22 protein-coding genes and 1 riboswitch are annotated in these 17,463 nt (G+C 34.2%); of the genes, 1 reads left to right on the top strand and 21 read right to left on the bottom strand.

Going from position 1 to position 17,463, the window contains the following annotated elements; translation table 11 throughout:
* Position 1 precedes the first annotated feature (1 nt).
* From thiM to HMPREF2737_RS02580, 5 genes are all read right to left on the bottom strand, one after another.
* The gene (gene thiM, locus HMPREF2737_RS02560) at positions 2–793 is read right to left on the bottom strand and encodes a hydroxyethylthiazole kinase (protein WP_037551960.1); all 792 of its coding nucleotides are present in this window, start codon (positions 791–793) and stop codon (positions 2–4) included.
* Positions 786–1,607, bottom strand: coding sequence for a bifunctional hydroxymethylpyrimidine kinase/phosphomethylpyrimidine kinase (gene thiD, locus HMPREF2737_RS02565; protein WP_037551958.1), 822 nt, complete (start codon positions 1,605–1,607; stop codon positions 786–788). Before thiD ends, thiM begins: the two co-directional genes overlap by 8 nt.
* Positions 1,600–2,289 carry a thiaminase II gene (gene tenA / locus HMPREF2737_RS02570; RefSeq protein ID WP_037551956.1) on the bottom strand — a complete coding sequence of 230 codons (690 nt, stop codon included), beginning with the start codon at positions 2,287–2,289 and terminating at the stop codon, positions 1,600–1,602. The genes thiD and tenA overlap by 8 nt, the downstream gene beginning before the upstream one ends.
* A 75-nt stretch (positions 2,290–2,364) precedes the next feature.
* A riboswitch (TPP riboswitch) is annotated at positions 2,365–2,467 on the bottom strand.
* A gap of 109 nt (positions 2,468–2,576) precedes the next feature.
* Entirely contained in the window at positions 2,577–3,284 is a 708-nt protein-coding gene (locus HMPREF2737_RS02575) for a transglycosylase family protein (RefSeq protein ID WP_037551953.1), read from the bottom strand.
* A gap of 337 nt (positions 3,285–3,621) precedes the next feature.
* Positions 3,622–4,020: a single-stranded DNA-binding protein gene (locus tag HMPREF2737_RS02580; protein WP_037551951.1), complete on the bottom strand. Its 399-nt coding sequence runs from the start codon at positions 4,018–4,020 to the stop codon at positions 3,622–3,624.
* Positions 4,021–4,208: 188 nt separating this feature from the next.
* On the opposite strand from HMPREF2737_RS02580, the gene HMPREF2737_RS02585 reads away from it, so the two are divergent.
* Positions 4,209–4,652: a YwpF-like family protein gene (locus tag HMPREF2737_RS02585; RefSeq protein WP_037551948.1), complete on the top strand. Its 444-nt coding sequence runs from the start codon at positions 4,209–4,211 to the stop codon at positions 4,650–4,652.
* A gap of 49 nt (positions 4,653–4,701) precedes the next feature.
* On the opposite strand, the gene fabZ is transcribed toward HMPREF2737_RS02585, so the two are convergent.
* The 16 genes from fabZ to HMPREF2737_RS02665 all read right to left on the bottom strand — a co-directional run bounded on the left by fabZ (position 4,702) and on the right by HMPREF2737_RS02665 (position 17,448).
* Positions 4,702–5,139: a 3-hydroxyacyl-ACP dehydratase FabZ gene (gene fabZ, locus HMPREF2737_RS02590; RefSeq protein WP_037551947.1), complete on the bottom strand. Its 438-nt coding sequence runs from the start codon at positions 5,137–5,139 to the stop codon at positions 4,702–4,704.
* 39 nt (positions 5,140–5,178) lie between these two features.
* On the bottom strand, positions 5,179–6,444 hold the full coding sequence (gene murA / locus HMPREF2737_RS02595) for a UDP-N-acetylglucosamine 1-carboxyvinyltransferase (RefSeq protein ID WP_037551946.1): 1,266 nt from the start codon (positions 6,442–6,444) through the stop codon (positions 5,179–5,181).
* A 104-nt stretch (positions 6,445–6,548) separates the two neighbouring features.
* Positions 6,549–6,782 carry a DUF1146 family protein gene (locus tag HMPREF2737_RS02600; protein WP_037551945.1) on the bottom strand — a complete coding sequence of 78 codons (234 nt, stop codon included), beginning with the start codon at positions 6,780–6,782 and terminating at the stop codon, positions 6,549–6,551.
* 127 nt (positions 6,783–6,909) lie between these two features.
* Positions 6,910–7,311, bottom strand: coding sequence for a F0F1 ATP synthase subunit epsilon (locus tag HMPREF2737_RS02605; RefSeq protein WP_011275244.1), 402 nt, complete (start codon positions 7,309–7,311; stop codon positions 6,910–6,912).
* 20 nt (positions 7,312–7,331) lie between these two features.
* On the bottom strand, positions 7,332–8,744 hold the full coding sequence (atpD, locus tag HMPREF2737_RS02610) for a F0F1 ATP synthase subunit beta (protein ID WP_037551943.1): 1,413 nt from the start codon (positions 8,742–8,744) through the stop codon (positions 7,332–7,334).
* Between the two features lie 21 nt (positions 8,745–8,765).
* Positions 8,766–9,632, bottom strand: coding sequence for an ATP synthase F1 subunit gamma (atpG, locus tag HMPREF2737_RS02615; protein ID WP_037551942.1), 867 nt, complete (start codon positions 9,630–9,632; stop codon positions 8,766–8,768).
* Positions 9,633–9,663: 31 nt separating this feature from the next.
* Complete coding sequence (gene atpA / locus HMPREF2737_RS02620; RefSeq protein ID WP_011275241.1) at positions 9,664–11,172, bottom strand: F0F1 ATP synthase subunit alpha; 1,509 nt, start codon at positions 11,170–11,172, stop codon at positions 9,664–9,666.
* A 20-nt stretch (positions 11,173–11,192) separates the two neighbouring features.
* The gene (locus HMPREF2737_RS02625; RefSeq protein ID WP_037551941.1) at positions 11,193–11,732 is read right to left on the bottom strand and encodes a F0F1 ATP synthase subunit delta; all 540 of its coding nucleotides are present in this window, start codon (positions 11,730–11,732) and stop codon (positions 11,193–11,195) included.
* A complete protein-coding gene (locus HMPREF2737_RS02630) occupies positions 11,732–12,262 on the bottom strand; it encodes a F0F1 ATP synthase subunit B (RefSeq protein WP_037551939.1) in 531 nt (176 codons plus the stop codon). Before HMPREF2737_RS02630 ends, HMPREF2737_RS02625 begins: the two co-directional genes overlap by 1 nt.
* Before the next feature lie 85 nt (positions 12,263–12,347).
* Positions 12,348–12,560: a F0F1 ATP synthase subunit C gene (atpE, locus tag HMPREF2737_RS02635; RefSeq protein ID WP_011275238.1), complete on the bottom strand. Its 213-nt coding sequence runs from the start codon at positions 12,558–12,560 to the stop codon at positions 12,348–12,350.
* 32 nt (positions 12,561–12,592) lie between these two features.
* Complete coding sequence (atpB, locus tag HMPREF2737_RS02640) at positions 12,593–13,318, bottom strand: F0F1 ATP synthase subunit A (RefSeq protein ID WP_011275237.1); 726 nt, start codon at positions 13,316–13,318, stop codon at positions 12,593–12,595.
* 27 nt (positions 13,319–13,345) lie between these two features.
* Positions 13,346–13,696 carry an ATP synthase subunit I gene (locus HMPREF2737_RS02645; protein WP_037551936.1) on the bottom strand — a complete coding sequence of 117 codons (351 nt, stop codon included), beginning with the start codon at positions 13,694–13,696 and terminating at the stop codon, positions 13,346–13,348.
* Between the two features lie 154 nt (positions 13,697–13,850).
* Positions 13,851–14,984, bottom strand: a complete 1,134-nt coding sequence (gene wecB / locus HMPREF2737_RS02650; protein WP_037551934.1) for a non-hydrolyzing UDP-N-acetylglucosamine 2-epimerase — start codon at positions 14,982–14,984, stop codon at positions 13,851–13,853.
* An 18-nt stretch (positions 14,985–15,002) separates the two neighbouring features.
* Positions 15,003–15,632 (bottom strand): uracil phosphoribosyltransferase, encoded by a 630-nt coding sequence (gene upp, locus HMPREF2737_RS02655; protein ID WP_037551932.1) that lies wholly within the window; start codon positions 15,630–15,632, stop codon positions 15,003–15,005.
* 26 nt (positions 15,633–15,658) lie between these two features.
* The gene (gene glyA / locus HMPREF2737_RS02660; protein ID WP_037551930.1) at positions 15,659–16,897 is read right to left on the bottom strand and encodes a serine hydroxymethyltransferase; all 1,239 of its coding nucleotides are present in this window, start codon (positions 16,895–16,897) and stop codon (positions 15,659–15,661) included.
* Positions 16,898–16,923: 26 nt separating this feature from the next.
* A complete protein-coding gene (locus HMPREF2737_RS02665; protein WP_037538819.1) occupies positions 16,924–17,448 on the bottom strand; it encodes a TIGR01440 family protein in 525 nt (174 codons plus the stop codon).
* Positions 17,449–17,463 lie beyond the last annotated feature (15 nt).

The following is a 17,463-nucleotide window of genomic DNA, read 5'->3' on the forward strand; positions in this document are numbered from 1 at the left end:
ATTATTCAACCTCTTGTCTTTTGACTTGGTGTTGGTAAGTATTAAAGTCAATGTTATACATTTGATCTAACAGTTTGGGTAAAAATGTACCTGGTCCATTCACTTGTTGATCCTTTTCAGCAATTTCAGCAGCAATATTATAAATGCTCACTGCTTCTTCTAACACTTGTAGTGTTGGATTTTCTTTTCTAAATAAGAAACTCGCTACAATACCACCGAGTAAACATCCAGCACCAGTAATTTTAGCTAATAAAGGTGACCCATTATATAACTTGACAACTTTGCCACCTTGGACAACAACATCATCTTTACCTGTTAACACGATGGCTGTATTCAATTCCTCATGGGCTCTCTTAGCTATTTCTACAACATCTAAGTCAGTTTCACCATCTGTACCTTTCATCGTTGTAGTCGCATCTACTAACGTTAAAATTTCTGAGGCATTTCCTTTAATTACTGATACTTTCACTTCTGATAAGAATTTTTGGCAAAATGCTTTACGATATGAAGATGCACCAACTGCCACTGGATCAAATACAATCGGTGTTCCTTGTTGATTCGCAATTTTACCAATTTCCAATATGTCTTGTTCATTTGCTTTAGTCATCGTGCCAATATTAATAAGTAATGCACCAGCGACTTTATAAAATTCCCTTGCTTCTTCAGGTGCTTCACTCATTGCTGGGCTCGCGCCGATACTGAGTAAACCATTGGCTGTAAAATTCTTCACGACATCATTTGTATAACATACAACTAGAGGGTTCTCTTGTCTCAAACGTTCTAAGTTATTCATCATCTAAACCTACTTTCTTCATATAAGCAAAATGGTTTACCGGCCCTCTACCCTGACCAATCTCTGGCGTATATTGAATACTTAATGAAATAAATTTCTTAGCTTTTTTTACCGCTTCATAGATTGATTTCCCTTTTGCAAGTTCTGCAGTAATTACCGCTGAAAATGTACATCCGGTGCCGTGAGTATGTTTTGTATCAAAGCGTTGATCTTCAAAAGTATATACATCATCCTTAGTAAACAAGAAATCTTTGGCATTGTTTAAATCAGTTGAATGCCCACCTTTTATTACGACGCCTTTACTACCTATCTCGTTAATAAATATGTTACCAGCTTTTCGTATATTTTCTTCAGTATCTAGTTTGATACCTGTAATTTCCTCTGCTTCAGGAATATTTGGCGTGACGACATCTGCTAAAGGTAGTAATGTATTCTGTAAATGTTTCTTAGTATCATCATCCATGAGTGAATCACCACTTTTAGCAAGCATAACTGGATCAATAACATATGGAATATCTGAGTGTTGTTTCAAATAATGTTGGATTAACTCCATTGTTTCATGAGTTGCAATCATGCCTGTCTTAATAGCATGTGGTAATTCATCATTAAAGACACTGTCTAATTGTTCTTGTACCCAACTTGTCTCAAGATTATGGATATGTTGAACGCCTTTAGTGTTTTGCGCAACGATACTTGTAATCGCTGCCATACCGTAGACGCCACAGGAATGAAATGATTTTAAATCGGCCATCACACCAGCGCCACCTGATGGATCAGTTCCTGCAATTGTTAAAGCAATTTTGGGTTTATGCATTTTTATCGCCTCCGAAGTTCCACTGTTCATTAATATAAGCCATATTAAAGAAATTACGTTCATGTATGGTACTTTGTAAGAAACTTTCTTTAATATCTTTCTTCTCTTGTTCTGTACAATTTGTTGTTAATTTATCTAATAAATTATCAAATACTTCAATTAATGGTCGCATTTCTGTACTATAGAAATCAAACCATTTTACTGTAACAGAATCTCTATTTAGGTTTTGATCCTCTAATGCCATTTTAGCTACTACTTCATATACATAAGGACAAGGTGCCATTGCAGCTATAGTATACGCAGCATTTTCATGAGCATATGCGTGATAATACATATGTTTAATGTAATGATCTCCACTAGGTGGCCATACTTTTTCTTTAACAATTTCTTCATAAGGTTCGTTGATATAATCTGCTAGGATTTCATGTGCTTCAACCTCACCATCAAGCATAAATTCAATTTGTTCAACTAAAAATTTGACATCCTTCATTGATGGCGCTTTTGGGATAAGAAGTGCATATAAATTTGTAAATTCTTTCAAATATGACGCATCTGCTCTTAAATATTGACGTACTGCTTGAGCATCTAAATCCCCTTTTAATAGGTCTTGTATAAAACCATCATTATAAATCTCTTCAATAATAGGTTGCGCAGCCTCTTTAATCTCAGTTGAAAATGTCATATTAATCCTCCTTAAATTTAAAAAATGCTACATTTCAACGTAGAAATGTAGCTATCATTCAATAAAGAGAACGTAACATTTACATAACTACTTTCCTACGTTGGTACTAACCAAATCAGGTTGTAAGGGTCTGAATTAATCATCTCAGCCATTTACTATGGCTCCCCTAGTAGCATTAATCTATTAATTTAACAATATCAAAATGACTGCTTTTTATCAAACAAAACAAAAAAGAGTGGAACAAAATTCACTGTTCCACTCTTACTTTAAATGATTAAATTACTATATTATGCAGTTACCCATTGTGAAGCGCCTGCAGTGTTATATAATTTAACTGCTGCAGCATCTTGTACGTGTTCAGGAGCTTGTGCTGGTGAAACACCTTTATATTCATCAGGAGCTACTGAATCCCAAGTAGATTGTAAGAATTGATATTTACCTGCTGCACCTGAACTTGGGTTGATAGCAGTAATGTCGCCACCAGATTCACGTTGTGCAATTTGTTGTAAATGACTGTTAACATTTACAGAAGAACCACTTGAAGCATTGTTATTTGAAGAACTTGAGTTAGAAGTTGTAGCTTCAGTTTGTGGTTGTTGTGTTTGTTCAGTTTGAGGTGCTTGTTGAGTTTGAGTTGGTTGAACTTGACTAGATTGTTGTTGAGAACCAACTTGTTCAGCTGAAGTTTGATTAGAAACAGTTGAAGCTTGTGCACTTACATCTTGTAGTTGAGAAGCTTGACCTGATTGTGCATAGTTCCAGCTCCAGTTAGTACCATCTGATTCAAAATGATAAGTGAAACCTTCATAATCAAAAGTTACATTGTAAGCACCCTCTTGAATAGGGCTATCATTTAATGATTGATCATTTGATTGAGCTAATTGAGCTAATTCTGCTTTATTTACTTGAGCTTCGCTCGCATCTGCGTGTCCAGCGTTGCCAGCAACTACTCCTAAACCTACTGCTAATGATGAAGCAATAATTGTCTTTTTCATAATATATATATCCTCCTAAGAATGTTTGTGTCTTAATTAATTTTACAAGTACAACTTTAACATCCATAAAATCATAGTAGGTTACAGTGAAATAAAAAAAGACAGGACTTTTTTACATAGAAATTACATTAGTAAAACCATAATTATTTCAATTGCAAACTATCATGACAGCTTTGAATAGGTATATAAACATCTTTTCTTTGTAATATTTATGAAATCTTTCAGATAATTAAACGGGTAATTTAATAGCCTCCCTTATAAATTCTTTATATAAGAGAGGCCATGAGTATAATTAAAAGAAGTTTTTATAGTAAATAGGGATGGAGTTATTAGAACATTAGTTAACATCAATCACTTCAAGGTGATCAAAGGAATAAGCGTCTTCATCATATGTGGCGTTAGGAAGATTATTATCGTTTTTAGATTTAGGGGACATAAATTTAATTGTTTCAACATATAATTCAGTCACAAAGTGCGTTTGACCATCTTTATCGTACTTACGAGATCTCATTTGTCCTGTAATACCAACTAAAGTGCCTTGGTCTGTATATGATTCTATATTTGTTGCTGTTTTACCAAATGCCTTACAAAAAATATAATCACAAGCTATTTCATTATTTTCATCTTTATAATTACGGTCAGTTGCAACACAGAACGTAGCTATCTTCACCTCCTCGTTTTCAAATATTTGTGCCTTTTTGGTCAATCGACCTACTATCACAATTTTATTTAGCATGTGTCACCTCCTTCTATAACTATATTATTCATTTATAATTTAGGCGTCAAAATTCTATTTTTAATATTTTTATTCCTCTTAATACACAAAGTTTGATATATTTAAAGAAAATAATTGTAAAACTCATATTAGATTATTAATAATTTCATTTTTTGCATAATTTTAAATTTTTTTGGGGATGTGATGAAGTGAAGACATTTAAAGCTGTACGTTTTCAAATCGTTAACGAAAATGGTGGAATAACTGAATTCGAGTTAGAAGATGGTGTAATCATTAATAAAGAAAATAGTGGCACAGGTTGGCTCTTAGAGGTTGTCATTTCAAATGCACATTATGAGACAATGAGAAAATATTATGATGATCAAACTTTATTGGACATTAGAGTCGTGATAACGCGTCCTTCAAATGATCCCGCTTTATTTGATGCCACAATTAAAAGCATTTCTGAATTCGAAACAACAATGTCAATAGTATTTGACTGTCATATTTATACTTTACGTCAAGTATATGCAGAGAGTTTATTAGAACAGCTAATTGATGAAGGTCTTTCTGGTGAAGAGTTAAAAATAACATTCAATCGAATGATGCAATCAAAACCAAAACTTAAAGAAGAAAAATTTGAGAGAGAATAAAAAATTGCCTCCTAACACTTTATTAAGTTAGGAGGCAATTTTTTATTATTTAAGCATCTTGAATTGCAAAAGTTAGTTCACAACTGCAAGCTAATTGTCCATCAACAGTTGCTTTAGCTGTACCTTTTCCAATCGGACCTTTAGTTTTAGTAATTTCTACTTCTAACATTAAAGTATCACCAGGAGTTACTTGCTTTTTGAATCTACATTTATCAATACCAGCAAATAAAGCAATTTTACCTTTATTCTCTTCACTGTTTAGCATAGCAACAGCTCCTGTTTGAGCTAAAGCTTCAGTAATTAGTACGCCAGGCATCACAGCATAATCTGGAAAGTGTCCTTGGAAAAAAGGCTCATTACCAGATACTTGTTTTAAGCCCACACATCTTTTGCCTTCTTCATATTCAACTACACGGTCTATTAGTAAAAATGGTTGTCTATGTGGAATGATTTGTTTAATTTGATTATAATCGAAAATTGTTTCCATAATGTAAATCCTCCAGAAGTTTATACGAAAAATATATTATTAATCATTTACTCTTTCAATGTTAGCACCCAATGATTTTAATTTCTCATGGAAATTAACGTAACCACGGTCTAAATGTTTCAATTCAGTAATCTGAGTTGTACCTTCAGCTACTAAACCAGCTAATATTAATGCCGCAGCTGCACGTAAATCCGTTGCTTTAACTTGAGCACCTTGTAATTGACTCTTACCTTGTATTTTAGCGCTTCTGCCTTCTACAGTAATATTTGCATTCATACGTCTAAATTCGGCAACATGCATAAATCTATTTTCGAAGACTGTTTCAGTTATCACTTTATGGCCTTCAGCTGTTAATAATAACGCCATCATTTGTGATTGCATATCTGTTGGGAATCCGGGATGTGGCAATGTTTTAACGTCAACTGGTTTAAGTTCATCCTCAGCAGTGACTCTTACACCATCTTCTTGGAAATCTAAATTAACACCCATTTCTTCTAGTTTATAAATTAAACTAGTCATGTGTTCCTTCACAGCGTCTCGAACAAATACATCACCACGTGTAATTGCAGCAGCTATGATAAGGGTACCTGCTTCAATTCTATCTGGAATAATTGAATGTTCAACACCTCTTAATTTTTCGACACCATGGATTGTAATAGTATCAGTACCAGCTCCGGTAACTTTACCACCCATTTCATTGATATAATTTGCTAAATCAACAATTTCAGGTTCTTTAGCAACATTTTCAATTACTGTTTTACCCTTTGCAAGTGAAGCAGCCATAATAATGTTTTGAGTTGCACCTACACTAGGGAAATCTAAATGAATATCTGTACCTTTTAAACCATCTTTTGTACTAGCATAAATATTTCCATTTTCAAGGTGAATTTCAGCACCTAGAGCTTCAAAACCTTTAATATGCTGCTCTATTGGTCGTGCACCAATTGCACAACCACCTGGTAATGCGACAATGGCATGTCCTAATCGAGCTAGCAAAGGACCCATAACCAATATGCTCGCACGCATCTTACTAACATATTCATAAGGTGCCTCTTCTTTTAATGTTGTAGATGCATCAACTAATACAGCACCTTCTTCTTTGTTATACTCCACATTAGCGTTTAATGTTGATAACACATTATTTATTGTTACAACATCACTTAGATCTGGAACGTTAACAAGTTTACTTTGACCTTCTGACGCTAACAGTGATGCAGTTAGTACTGGTAAAACTGCATTTTTAGCGCCTTCAACTTTAACTTCTCCAGTTAGGCGATTGCCACCTTTTATAACTATTTTATCCATAATAATCCTCCACTTTAAACTCTTATTACTATCATCATTTCCCGATTTTCAATCAATTATTTATTTATTATATCCATTTTTAAAAAGAATTTACAATAAACTCATTATTGAAATAAAAATTTCACTTGTGTTGAGAATTGTAATAAATCAATTAAAAAATTACTGACAGCTGTACCCAATAATACTGCTAAAAACATTAGACAAACTTGTACTTGAGTAGCATAGCCTTTTTTAAAAAATTGATCTAATTTTAGAGAGTTTAATGCCCAATAAGCTACACAAATACACAGAACATGTAAAATTAAGTGTATTATTGCAAATTGTCCAATATAATCCATAACATTCTCTCCTTTTAGATTTCTGTACTATATTGTACATTAAATAAGCACAGAATGGTACTAATCGTGACTATGATACAACATAAAAAAGGTTTGAAAACTAAAGTTAGTTTCCAAACCTTTTTAATTATTTTAATTCTGCTACGCGTAAGCGGTTTTCAGCTCTTGCCAACGCTCTTTTAGCTCTGTTTATATCACTGTTATCCTGATCTTCTAAATGAGATTGTGCTCTTTGACGAGCTAATTTAGCTCGTTCTACATCAATTTCACTTGCAGTTTCAGCTGTTTGAACAATGACAGATACTTTATGTTGTCTAATTTCAACAAAGCCACCACTAACAGCTATATATTCAGTACCATTTCTAAAATTCACTTTTACATGGCCTGTTTTTAATGCGGCAACTGTCGGAATATGCCCACTCATGACACCCATTTCACCAGCTGTAGTTTGAAAAACAACTAATTCAACGTCATCTTTTTCGTAGACTGAACCATTAGGAGTGACAATATCAAGATTAACTGTACTCATTATCTATACCTCCTAATTGTTTAGACTTCAACACCCATATCTTTTGCTTTGGCAATGACATCTTCCATACTTCCAACTAAACGGAAAGCATCTTCAGGAATATGGTCATATTTACCATCTAAAATGTCTTTAAAATCAGCTACTGTAGTTTTAACAGGAACGTATGAACCTTTTTGACCAGTGAATTGTTCTGCTACATGGAAGTTTTGTGACAAGAAGAATTGAATTCGACGTGCACGTTCTACAGTCAATTTATCTTCTTCTGATAACTCATCCATACCTAAAATAGCAATGATATCTTGTAATTCTCTATATTTTTGAAGTGTTGATTGGACATCTCGTGCCACTTCATAATGCTCTTGACCAACAATTGCTGGTTCTAACGCTCTTGATGTAGATGCTAAAGGATCCACGGCAGGATAGATACCCATCTCAGTTAATTTACGTTCTAAGTTAGTTGTAGCATCTAAGTGAGCGAATGCAGTTGCTGGCGCTGGGTCAGTATAGTCATCGGCTGGTACGAATACAGCTTGAATTGAGGTTACTGAACCTTTATTCGTTGATGTAATACGTTCTTGTAATTGACCCATTTCCGTAGCTAAAGTAGGTTGATAACCTACAGCTGATGGCATACGTCCTAATAATGCTGATACTTCTGAACCTGCTTGAGTAAATCTGAAAATGTTATCGATGAATAACAGAACGTCTTGTCCTTGTTCATCACGGAAATACTCAGCCATTGTCAATGCAGAAAGTGCCACACGCATACGCGCACCAGGTGGCTCGTTCATTTGACCAAATACCATTGCTGTTTTCTCAATAACGCCACTATCTCTCATTTCATAATATAGGTCGTTACCTTCACGTGTACGTTCACCTACACCAGCAAATACTGAAATACCACCATGTTCTTGTGCGATATTATTAATCAATTCTTGGATTAAAACGGTTTTACCAACACCGGCACCACCAAACAGACCGATTTTACCACCTTTGATGTATGGTGCTAATAAGTCTACAACTTTGATTCCAGTTTCAAGAATTTCTACTTCAGTAGATAATTCGTCAAAGTTAGGTGATTGTCTATGAATTGGATCACGTCTTACTGAACCATCTAATTTATCTTCTAAATCAATTGTGTCACCTAATACGTTAAATACACGTCCTAAAGTTACTTCGCCAACTGGTACTGAAATGTCTTTTTCAGTGTTCTGAACTTCCATACCACGTTGAACACCATCTGTTGAATCCATGGCAATTGTACGAACAACGTCATCACCTAGTTGTAATGCAACTTCAAGCGTTAATTCAAAAGTACCATCTTCTTTGGGAACTTCGATGATTAAGGCGTTATTAATTTCAGGTACTTCATTATGTTCAAAACGAACGTCAATAACAGGACCCATAACCTGAGTTACACGGCCATTACTCATGTTGTTTCCTCCTTTAAATTATTATTCAAGTGCTGCGGAACCACCAACAATTTCTGTGATTTGTTGAGTGATTTCAGCTTGTCTAGCTCTATTATATTGTAATGATAAGTCATCAATAAGTTCAATTGCATTATCAGAAGCATTTTTCATTGCAGTCATTCTCGCTGCATGTTCACTAGCCTTAGCATCTAAAATCGTTCCATAAATTAAACTTTCAACATATTGAGGAAGAATAACACTTAGGATAGACTCTTTATCAGGCTCAAAATCATATGAAGACATTTGGCCTTGACCTTGGCTAGAATCTTCACGAGATAATGGTAAAACTTGTTTAGTTGTTGGTTTATTTTCAAGAACACTAACATAGTGACTGTAATAAATTTTTAATTCGTCAATATGTTCTTCACTGAATAAGTCAATCGCATGTTTAGCAATTGCTTGTATTGATTTAAATGAAGGTTGATCAGGAACATCAACAAGTGAATTCTCAATTTCATAACCTCTATTTTTAAGGAAATCAACACCAGATTGACCCAATACAATAATACTATATTCGTCACTGCTAGAATGCTTTTCTTTAATATCATTAATAAGTCGTTTTAGTACATTTGAACTATAAGCACCTGCTAAGCCTTTATCACTTGTAATAACTAGGTAGCCACTACGTTGAACTTGTCTAGGTCTAAGCATAGGATGACTAGAATTTTTACTAGCACCTGCAATTGCAGTAATAGCATCTTGCATTTTCTCCATATAAGGTTCAAATTGTTTAGTGTTTTTTTCAGCTCGACGTAATTTTGAACTTGATACCATATTCATCGCTTTGGTAATTTGTTTCATTTTTTTCGTCGATTTAATACGACCATCTATCTCTTTTAATGAAGCCATTATCTCACCACCCTTTCAATTTAAAGTTTAATTATTCAGATTTGCTAAAGCTTTTCTTGAATTCATTAATAGTTGCTTCAAATTTATCATCAGATGGTAAGCCACCAGTTTCTCTAATTTCATTTAATAAGTCTGAACCATTTGATTTAGTCCAACTATTCAATTCATCTTCAAAACGTGTGATGTCTTCTACAGGAATATCATCTAGGTAACCTTTTGTTAATGCATAGATAATTAAAACTTGATTTTCAACAGGAAGTGGTTTGTTTTGATCTTGTTTCAAGACTTCAACCGTACGTTTACCTCTTTCAAGTTTTCTAGCTGTAAATTCATCTAAATCAGAACCAAATTGTGCAAATGATTCTAATTCTCTATATGAAGCTAAGTCTAAACGTAGCGTACCTGCTACTTTCTTCATTGCTTTAATTTGAGCAGATCCACCTACACGTGAAACTGATTGTCCCGCGTTAATCGCTGGTCTTACACCTGAGAAGAATAAATCAGATTGTAAGAAAATTTGTCCATCTGTAATTGAAATTACGTTAGTTGGTACGTATGCAGAAATATCCCCTGCTTGTGTTTCAATGATTGGTAAAGCAGTTATTGAACCGCCACCTAAATCATCATTAAGTTTAGCTGCTCTTTCTAATAATCTACTATGCAGGTAGAATACGTCACCTGGATACGCTTCACGACCTGGTGGTCTACGTAATAATAATGATAACTCACGGTAAGCAGCAGCTTGTTTAGTTAAATCATCGTAAACGATTAATACATGTTTACCATTGAACATAAACTCTTCACCCATAGTTACACCTGAGTAAGGTGCAATGTAAAGTAATGGTGAAGGTTCAGATGCTGAAGCTGAAACAACAATTGTGTAATCTAATGCACCAGCCTGACGCAATTTTTCTACATTTGCACGCACAGTTGAATCTTTTTGACCAATTGCTACGTAAATACAAATTGTATCTAAACCTTTTTGGTTTAAGATTGTATCAATACCGATTGTTGTTTTACCTGTTTGTCTATCTCCGATAATTAACTCACGTTGACCACGTCCAATTGGAACTAATGCGTCAATCGCTTTAATACCAGTTTGAAGTGGTTCGTCAACAGATTTACGAGCCATTACACCTGTAGCTTTTTGCTCAACAGGACGTGTTTTAGTTGTATTGATAGGACCTTGCCCATCAATAGGTTGACCAAGTGGGTTAACAACACGACCAATAAGTTCTTCCCCTACTGGAACTTCCATAATACGTCCAGTACGTCTAACTTCGTCGCCTTCAGTAATTTCAGTATATGGTCCTAAAATAACTACACCCACATTTGATTCTTCAAGGTTTTGAGCTAAACCAAGAACACCATTTGAAAACTCTACTAGCTCACCAGCCATACAGTCATTTAATCCGTGAATTAATGCGATACCGTCACCAATTTGGAGTACCGTACCAACATCAGTTACAGACATTTCAGACTCATAATTTTCAATTTGTGAGCGAAGTAATGCACTGATTTCTTCAGCTTTTATGGCCATCTATGTCACTCCTCTTTATTTTAGTTTACTCTTCTAAATTTGCGTTCGATTTGTTCTAAATCTTTTTTAACACTGCCATCTAGCACAGTAGTACCAACTTTAACTCTAAATCCTCCAATTAATTCTGGATTTATTTTCGTAGTAATATGTACTTGAGATAAATTAGTTTGTTTTAAAATTAAGTCTTTAATGCGATCAAGTTCTTCATCACTTAATTGATAAACTGATTCAACAATTGCTGAATCTTCATTATGATACTCATTATATAAACTTTTGAATTCTTTAAAAATTGAATTGATAAGTACTAAATGACGATTATTAGCTAATATCATTAGCATATTTTTCAAATAATAATTAGCATCTCCAAAAATGATACCAACAAATTTGCGTCTTTCAGAAGCTGGTTGGTTAGGATTTGAGTCAATTGCTCTAAAATCTTCACCATAGTTTCTCGTAGCTTCACTAACTTCACTCAATTCGTCATACATTAAATCTAATATGTCTTTATCAATAGCTACGTCAAATAATGCTTTAGCGTATTTATTTGCTACATTTGCCATTATTTATCGCCTGCCTCTTTTAAATACTTATCAACAAGTTCTTTTTGATCTTGTTCTGAAATTTCTTTTTGAAGTACTTTAGAAGCAATTAATACTGATAATTCAGACACTTGATTGTTAATATCCGCTAATGCACGTTCTTTCTCGCTATTGATTTCACTTTGAGCAGTTTCAATCATACCGTTTGCACGAATATTTGCTTCATGAATGATTTCTTCGTGTTGTTTACGTGCTTGAACTCTAGCATCTTCTAAAATACGTTGAACTTCATCTTGAGTTTGTTTTAGTGTCTTTTTGTTTTCTTCTTCAAGTTTTTGTGCATTTAATTTTGCTTCTTCGGCTTCATCAATGTCTCTATTGATGTCACGTTCACGTTTATCCATTACTTCTTTTAATGGACCCCAAGCAAATTTTTTAAGTAGTGCTAGTAATATAGCAAATGTGATAAATGTTACAATGACAGTACCCCATTCAACTCCACCACCTGCTGCACCTAGAACGAATGAATTAGTTAATGCATTCACTGGCATTTGACACTCCTTTCATAATTAATCACCACTTGCCATTAAATAAAACGAACGGCGAAGATCCAAGTGACTTCGCCATGAAATTTTCTTATTGGAAAAGAGTCATGAATGCGATTACAACACCGATGATAGGTAATGCCTCAACTAAACCAATACCGATGAACATGATACTCATTAATTGTCCACGTGCTTCTGGTTGACGAGCTACACCTTCTACTGTTCTTGAAACGATAAGACCGTTACCGATACCTGCGCCTAGTGCTGATAAACCAATTGCAATTGCTGCTGCGATTAAACCCATATTAATAATTCCTCCTAAAATGTTTGTTTAAGTTAATGTGTGTCCGCTACTTTGTGGGACATGTAAACCATTGAAAGCATGATAAATATATATGCCTGGATTGAGCCAACAAAGATTGAGAATCCTTGCCATACGATTAAGCCTGGAATACCTATAATCCAACCCCAAGCACTACTTACAACTAAACCGGCTAATAATGAAAGTAATAATTCACCGGCAAAAATATTACCATATAAACGTAGTCCAAGTGTTAATGTTGAAGAGAATTCTTCAAAAACATTGATAATTGCTAAAGGCCAGAATGGTTTGAAGTAATTACCTATGTATGCCTTAGTACCACGCATTTTCACACCATAATAGTGTGTAAGTAATATCATCATAGTTGACAATGTCAATGTGACTGTTGCATCTGCTGTTGGAGATTTCCACCAAAGATAATGATCTTTAGTCACTATAGCAAATGGTAACCCTAACATGTTTGCAACAAAGATAAATAATATCAATGTTACAGCTAAGAAGTGAAACTGACCACCTTTTTTCCAAGCCATATTACTCTCAATGATGCTTCTCACAAAGTCAAAGATCCATTCAATAAAATTTTGTTTACCTGATGGTCTTTTCTTTAAATTACGTGTACAAATAATAGCTATAAGAAAAACAATGATTGCTGTAATAACTAACATCATGATGCTTGCTAAATTGAAAACGAGATCAAAACCAAACACATTCCAACTCACGAGCGGGTTTTTGTGATCCATGTACTCACCTCTTTCGTTCTTAAAATTTTAACTCTTTAGCAGTAGAGGGCGTAGTATGATTAAAACATAAGAAAACATAAGACCTATCATTATTCCAATAATATTGACATAAACTTTTAATAAAAACCATATTACGCACGCAATGATAGCGACTAAGTACCTCCAAGTATTGCCTGTAGAAATATGTATATTATCTGGTTGTTTTGCCCGAGATAAATATAATTCGAAAATATAGGTATTTATTAAAGATCCAACTGTGCCGATTATCAATCCAAGAATAAAAGGTTTTGGAATAATGATATACAATACACCCAATAAAATTAGAAAATAAATATAATATTGAATGAATTGTTTAAATATGATGCTGAAACGCCTCATTTTTTTCCTCCAAATTAACTTATGACAACCATGCAAACCGTTCCACTCATACAAATTTAATAATAATATAGGGTAAATAGTGTGTCAATTCTATTCAAATTGTTGTAAAAATTAACTATTTAATTGTCAAAAAATGTTCACAATTATGATTATTTTATGAATTGAAAGACTTTGGCATTTTTGAAGTTAAGCCGAAATAATATTTTATACTCTCACATATTCTCAAAGATGCATTGCCATCACCATAAGGATTTTGAGTTAGCGCCATTTGAGCATAAATCATTTGATTATCTAAGATTTCTGTTGTTGATTTAAAAACATTATCAAAATCAGTGCCTACAACCTTTAAAGTACCTGCTGTTACACCTTCTGGTCTTTCAGTTACATCTCTTAGAACAAGAACAGGTTTATTTAATGAAGGGGCTTCTTCTTGAATCCCCCCTGAATCAGTCAAAATTAAATATGCTTTATTTGCAAAATTATGAAAATCTACAACATCGAGTGGTTCAATTAATTCTATACGTTCATGTTCTCCTAAATACTCGAAAGCTAGTTCTCTTACTTTAGGATTTAAATGTAAAGGAGACACAATAACGATATCTTCATATTCATCCACAATTTTGCGCATCGCTTTGTAAATATCAATCATTGGCTGTCCGACATTTTCTCGTCTATGGACAGTTAATAATATAATACGTTTACCTTGATGTTTTCTTATAATATCTGAAGTATATTCTTTTTGAATTGTTAGTTCGAGTGTGTCGATAGCAGTATTTCCAGTAATAATAATTGAATCAGGACTCTTGTTTTCTTGAAGTAGATTATTAGCCGCCCCTTTAGTAGGTGCAAAATGTATATCGGCTAAATTACTTACCATTTGCCTATTCACTTCTTCTGGAAATGGCGCATATTTATGTCGCGTTCTTAAACCTGCTTCAACATGACCAATAGCAACTTTATTATAAAAAGCAGCAAGAGCACCAGAAAATGTTGTAGTTGTGTCGCCATGAACTAATACCATATCTGGTTTCTCTTTTTTTATAACATCTTCAAGTTTCGTCATAGCTCTTGAGGTAATGTCGGAAAGTGTTTGACCTTCCTTCATAATATTTAAATCATAATGTGGCTTAATGTTAAAAGTATGTAATACTGAATCTAACATCTCACGATGCTGAGCAGTTACAACAATCATTGGTTCTAACTCAGCATCATATTCGAGTGCCTTTACTAAAGGTGCCATCTTAATTGCTTCTGGTCTAGTACCAAAGACTGTCATAATTTTTTTCATACTTTAAGCTCCTAAATACTATTTTGTACCAAATAATCTGTCCCCAGCATCACCTAAACCAGGCGTAATGTATGCTTTGTCATTTAATTTTTCATCTAATGCTGCAATATAAATATCTACATCATCATGCGCCTCTTGCATCTTTTCTACACCTTCTGGTGCTGCAATTAAACACATGAATCTAATATTTTTTGCACCGCGTTTCTTTAATGAATTGATGGCTTCAATTGCTGATGCTCCAGTTGCTAGCATTGGATCTACAACAATGATTTGTCTCTCATCAATATCTTGTGGAAGTTTAGCAAAGTATTCTACTGCTTTTAATGTGTTAGGATCACGATATAGACCAATATGACCTACTCTAGCCGCTGGTACTAGATTTAACACACCATCTGTCATACCTAAACCAGCTCTAAGTATTGGAACGATCGCTAATTTTTTACCAGCTAATCTTTTTGCAGTCATTGTTGTTACTGGCGTTTTAATTTCTACATCTTGCAGTTCTAAATCTCTAGTAACTTCATACGCCATTAACATGCCTACTTCATCAACAAGTTCTCTAAATTCTTTAGTTCCCGTATTCATATCACGGATGTAACTTAATTTGTGTTGAATTAGTGGGTGATCAAATACATGTACTTTACTCATTTATATTTCCTCCAAAATTTTATAAATTATTCATATAGCGGATATTTAGCAGTTAAACGACTTACTCTTTCTCTTGCTTCTTTTAATTTAGTATCATTATTAGGATTTTTTAGTGCTAAGCTAATAATACGACCTACCTCTTTAAACGCTTCCTCATCAAAGCCTCTCGTAGTCGCTGCAGGTGTACCTAAACGTATACCACTTGTTACGAATGCTTTTTCTTGATCAAATGGGATTGTATTTTTATTACATGTTATTCCAATAGAATCTAAAGTCGCTTCAGCTTCTTTACCAGTAACATTAACTGAATTTTTAACATCTACAGAAAGTAAATGATTATCAGTTCCTCCTGAAACAATTCTAAAGCCTTCTTCTTGCAATGTTTGTGAAAGTACTTTAGCGTTTTTAATTACTTGTTCTTGATAAACTTTAAAATCTTGCTCAAGCGCTTCACCAAACGCAACAGCTTTAGCTGCAATGACATGCTCTAAAGGGCCACCTTGAATTCCAGGGAATATTGTTTTATCAATATCTTTCTTATACTCTTCTTTACAAAGAATTAAGCCTCCACGTGGGCCACGTAAAGTTTTATGAGTAGTTGTAGTTACAAAGTCTGCATGTTCAACAGGATTTGGATGTAAACCTGCTGCTACTAAACCAGCGATATGGGCCATATCAACCATTAATTTAGCACCAACTTCATCAGCGATTTCTTTAAACTTTTTAAAATCCAGTTGTCTTGAATATGCTGATGTACCTGCAACTATCAATTTAGGTTTATGCTCATGTGCTAATTGACGCACCACTTCATAGTCAATTTTTTCAGTTTCCTTATCTACACCATAGTCAACAAAATTATAGAATTTACCACTAAAATTAACTGGTGACCCGTGTGTTAAGTGACCACCATGACTTAAATTCATTCCTAAAACAGTATCACCCATCTCTAGAGCGACAAGATAAACTGCCATGTTTGCTTGAGAACCGGAATGTGGTTGCACATTTACATGTTCAGCACCAAATAATGCTTTAGCTCGTTCGATAGCAATTATTTCTGTAACGTCTACATAATCACAACCACCATAATAGCGACGACCAGGATAGCCTTCAGCATATTTATTAGTCATTACAGAACCTTGTGCTTCCATTATCGCTTCAGATACAAAATTTTCAGATGCTATTAATTCAATGTTGTTATTTTGTCTATTGTATTCATTTTGAATCGCTTCATAGACAGCTTTATCTTGATTTTGGATATAAGACATAAAAATCCCCTCCTACGCTTTCAAGCTTATTCGTATTTAGCTCGTTCACCACCGATTTTCTTAGGTCTTGAGGTTGCAATCGTTACAATTGCTTCACCAACCTGTTTGACACTTGTCCTAACCGGTACACAAACATGTTTAATATGCATTCCAATTAATGTTTGACCTATATCAATACCTTTAGGTACTGAAATATGTTCAACTACGATTGGGTCATTCATATGCTTATAAGCATATGTAGCAAGACTACCTCCTGCGTGAACATCGGGAACAACAGTGACTTCTTCCATAGTTAGAGGGTTGAAATCTTCACGTTCAATTGTGACTGCTCTATTAATGTGTTCACAACCTTGGAATGCAAAAGAAACACCAGTATCTTGTTTCACTTCTTCTAATGCATTAAAGATCGCTTCAGCAACTTCCATTGATCCTACAGAACCAATCTTCTGTCCTATAACTTCAGAAGTCGAACATCCTATCACACAAATTTCATTTTCATTGAAAAATGATTGCGATTTAAGTTCATCAAGCAAAGTTTTAAGTTCTTGCATTGAAATCTCCACCTT

It is taken from the genome of Staphylococcus sp. HMSC069D12 (assembly GCF_001810405.1).
GTDB lineage: Bacteria > Bacillota > Bacilli > Staphylococcales > Staphylococcaceae > Staphylococcus > Staphylococcus haemolyticus.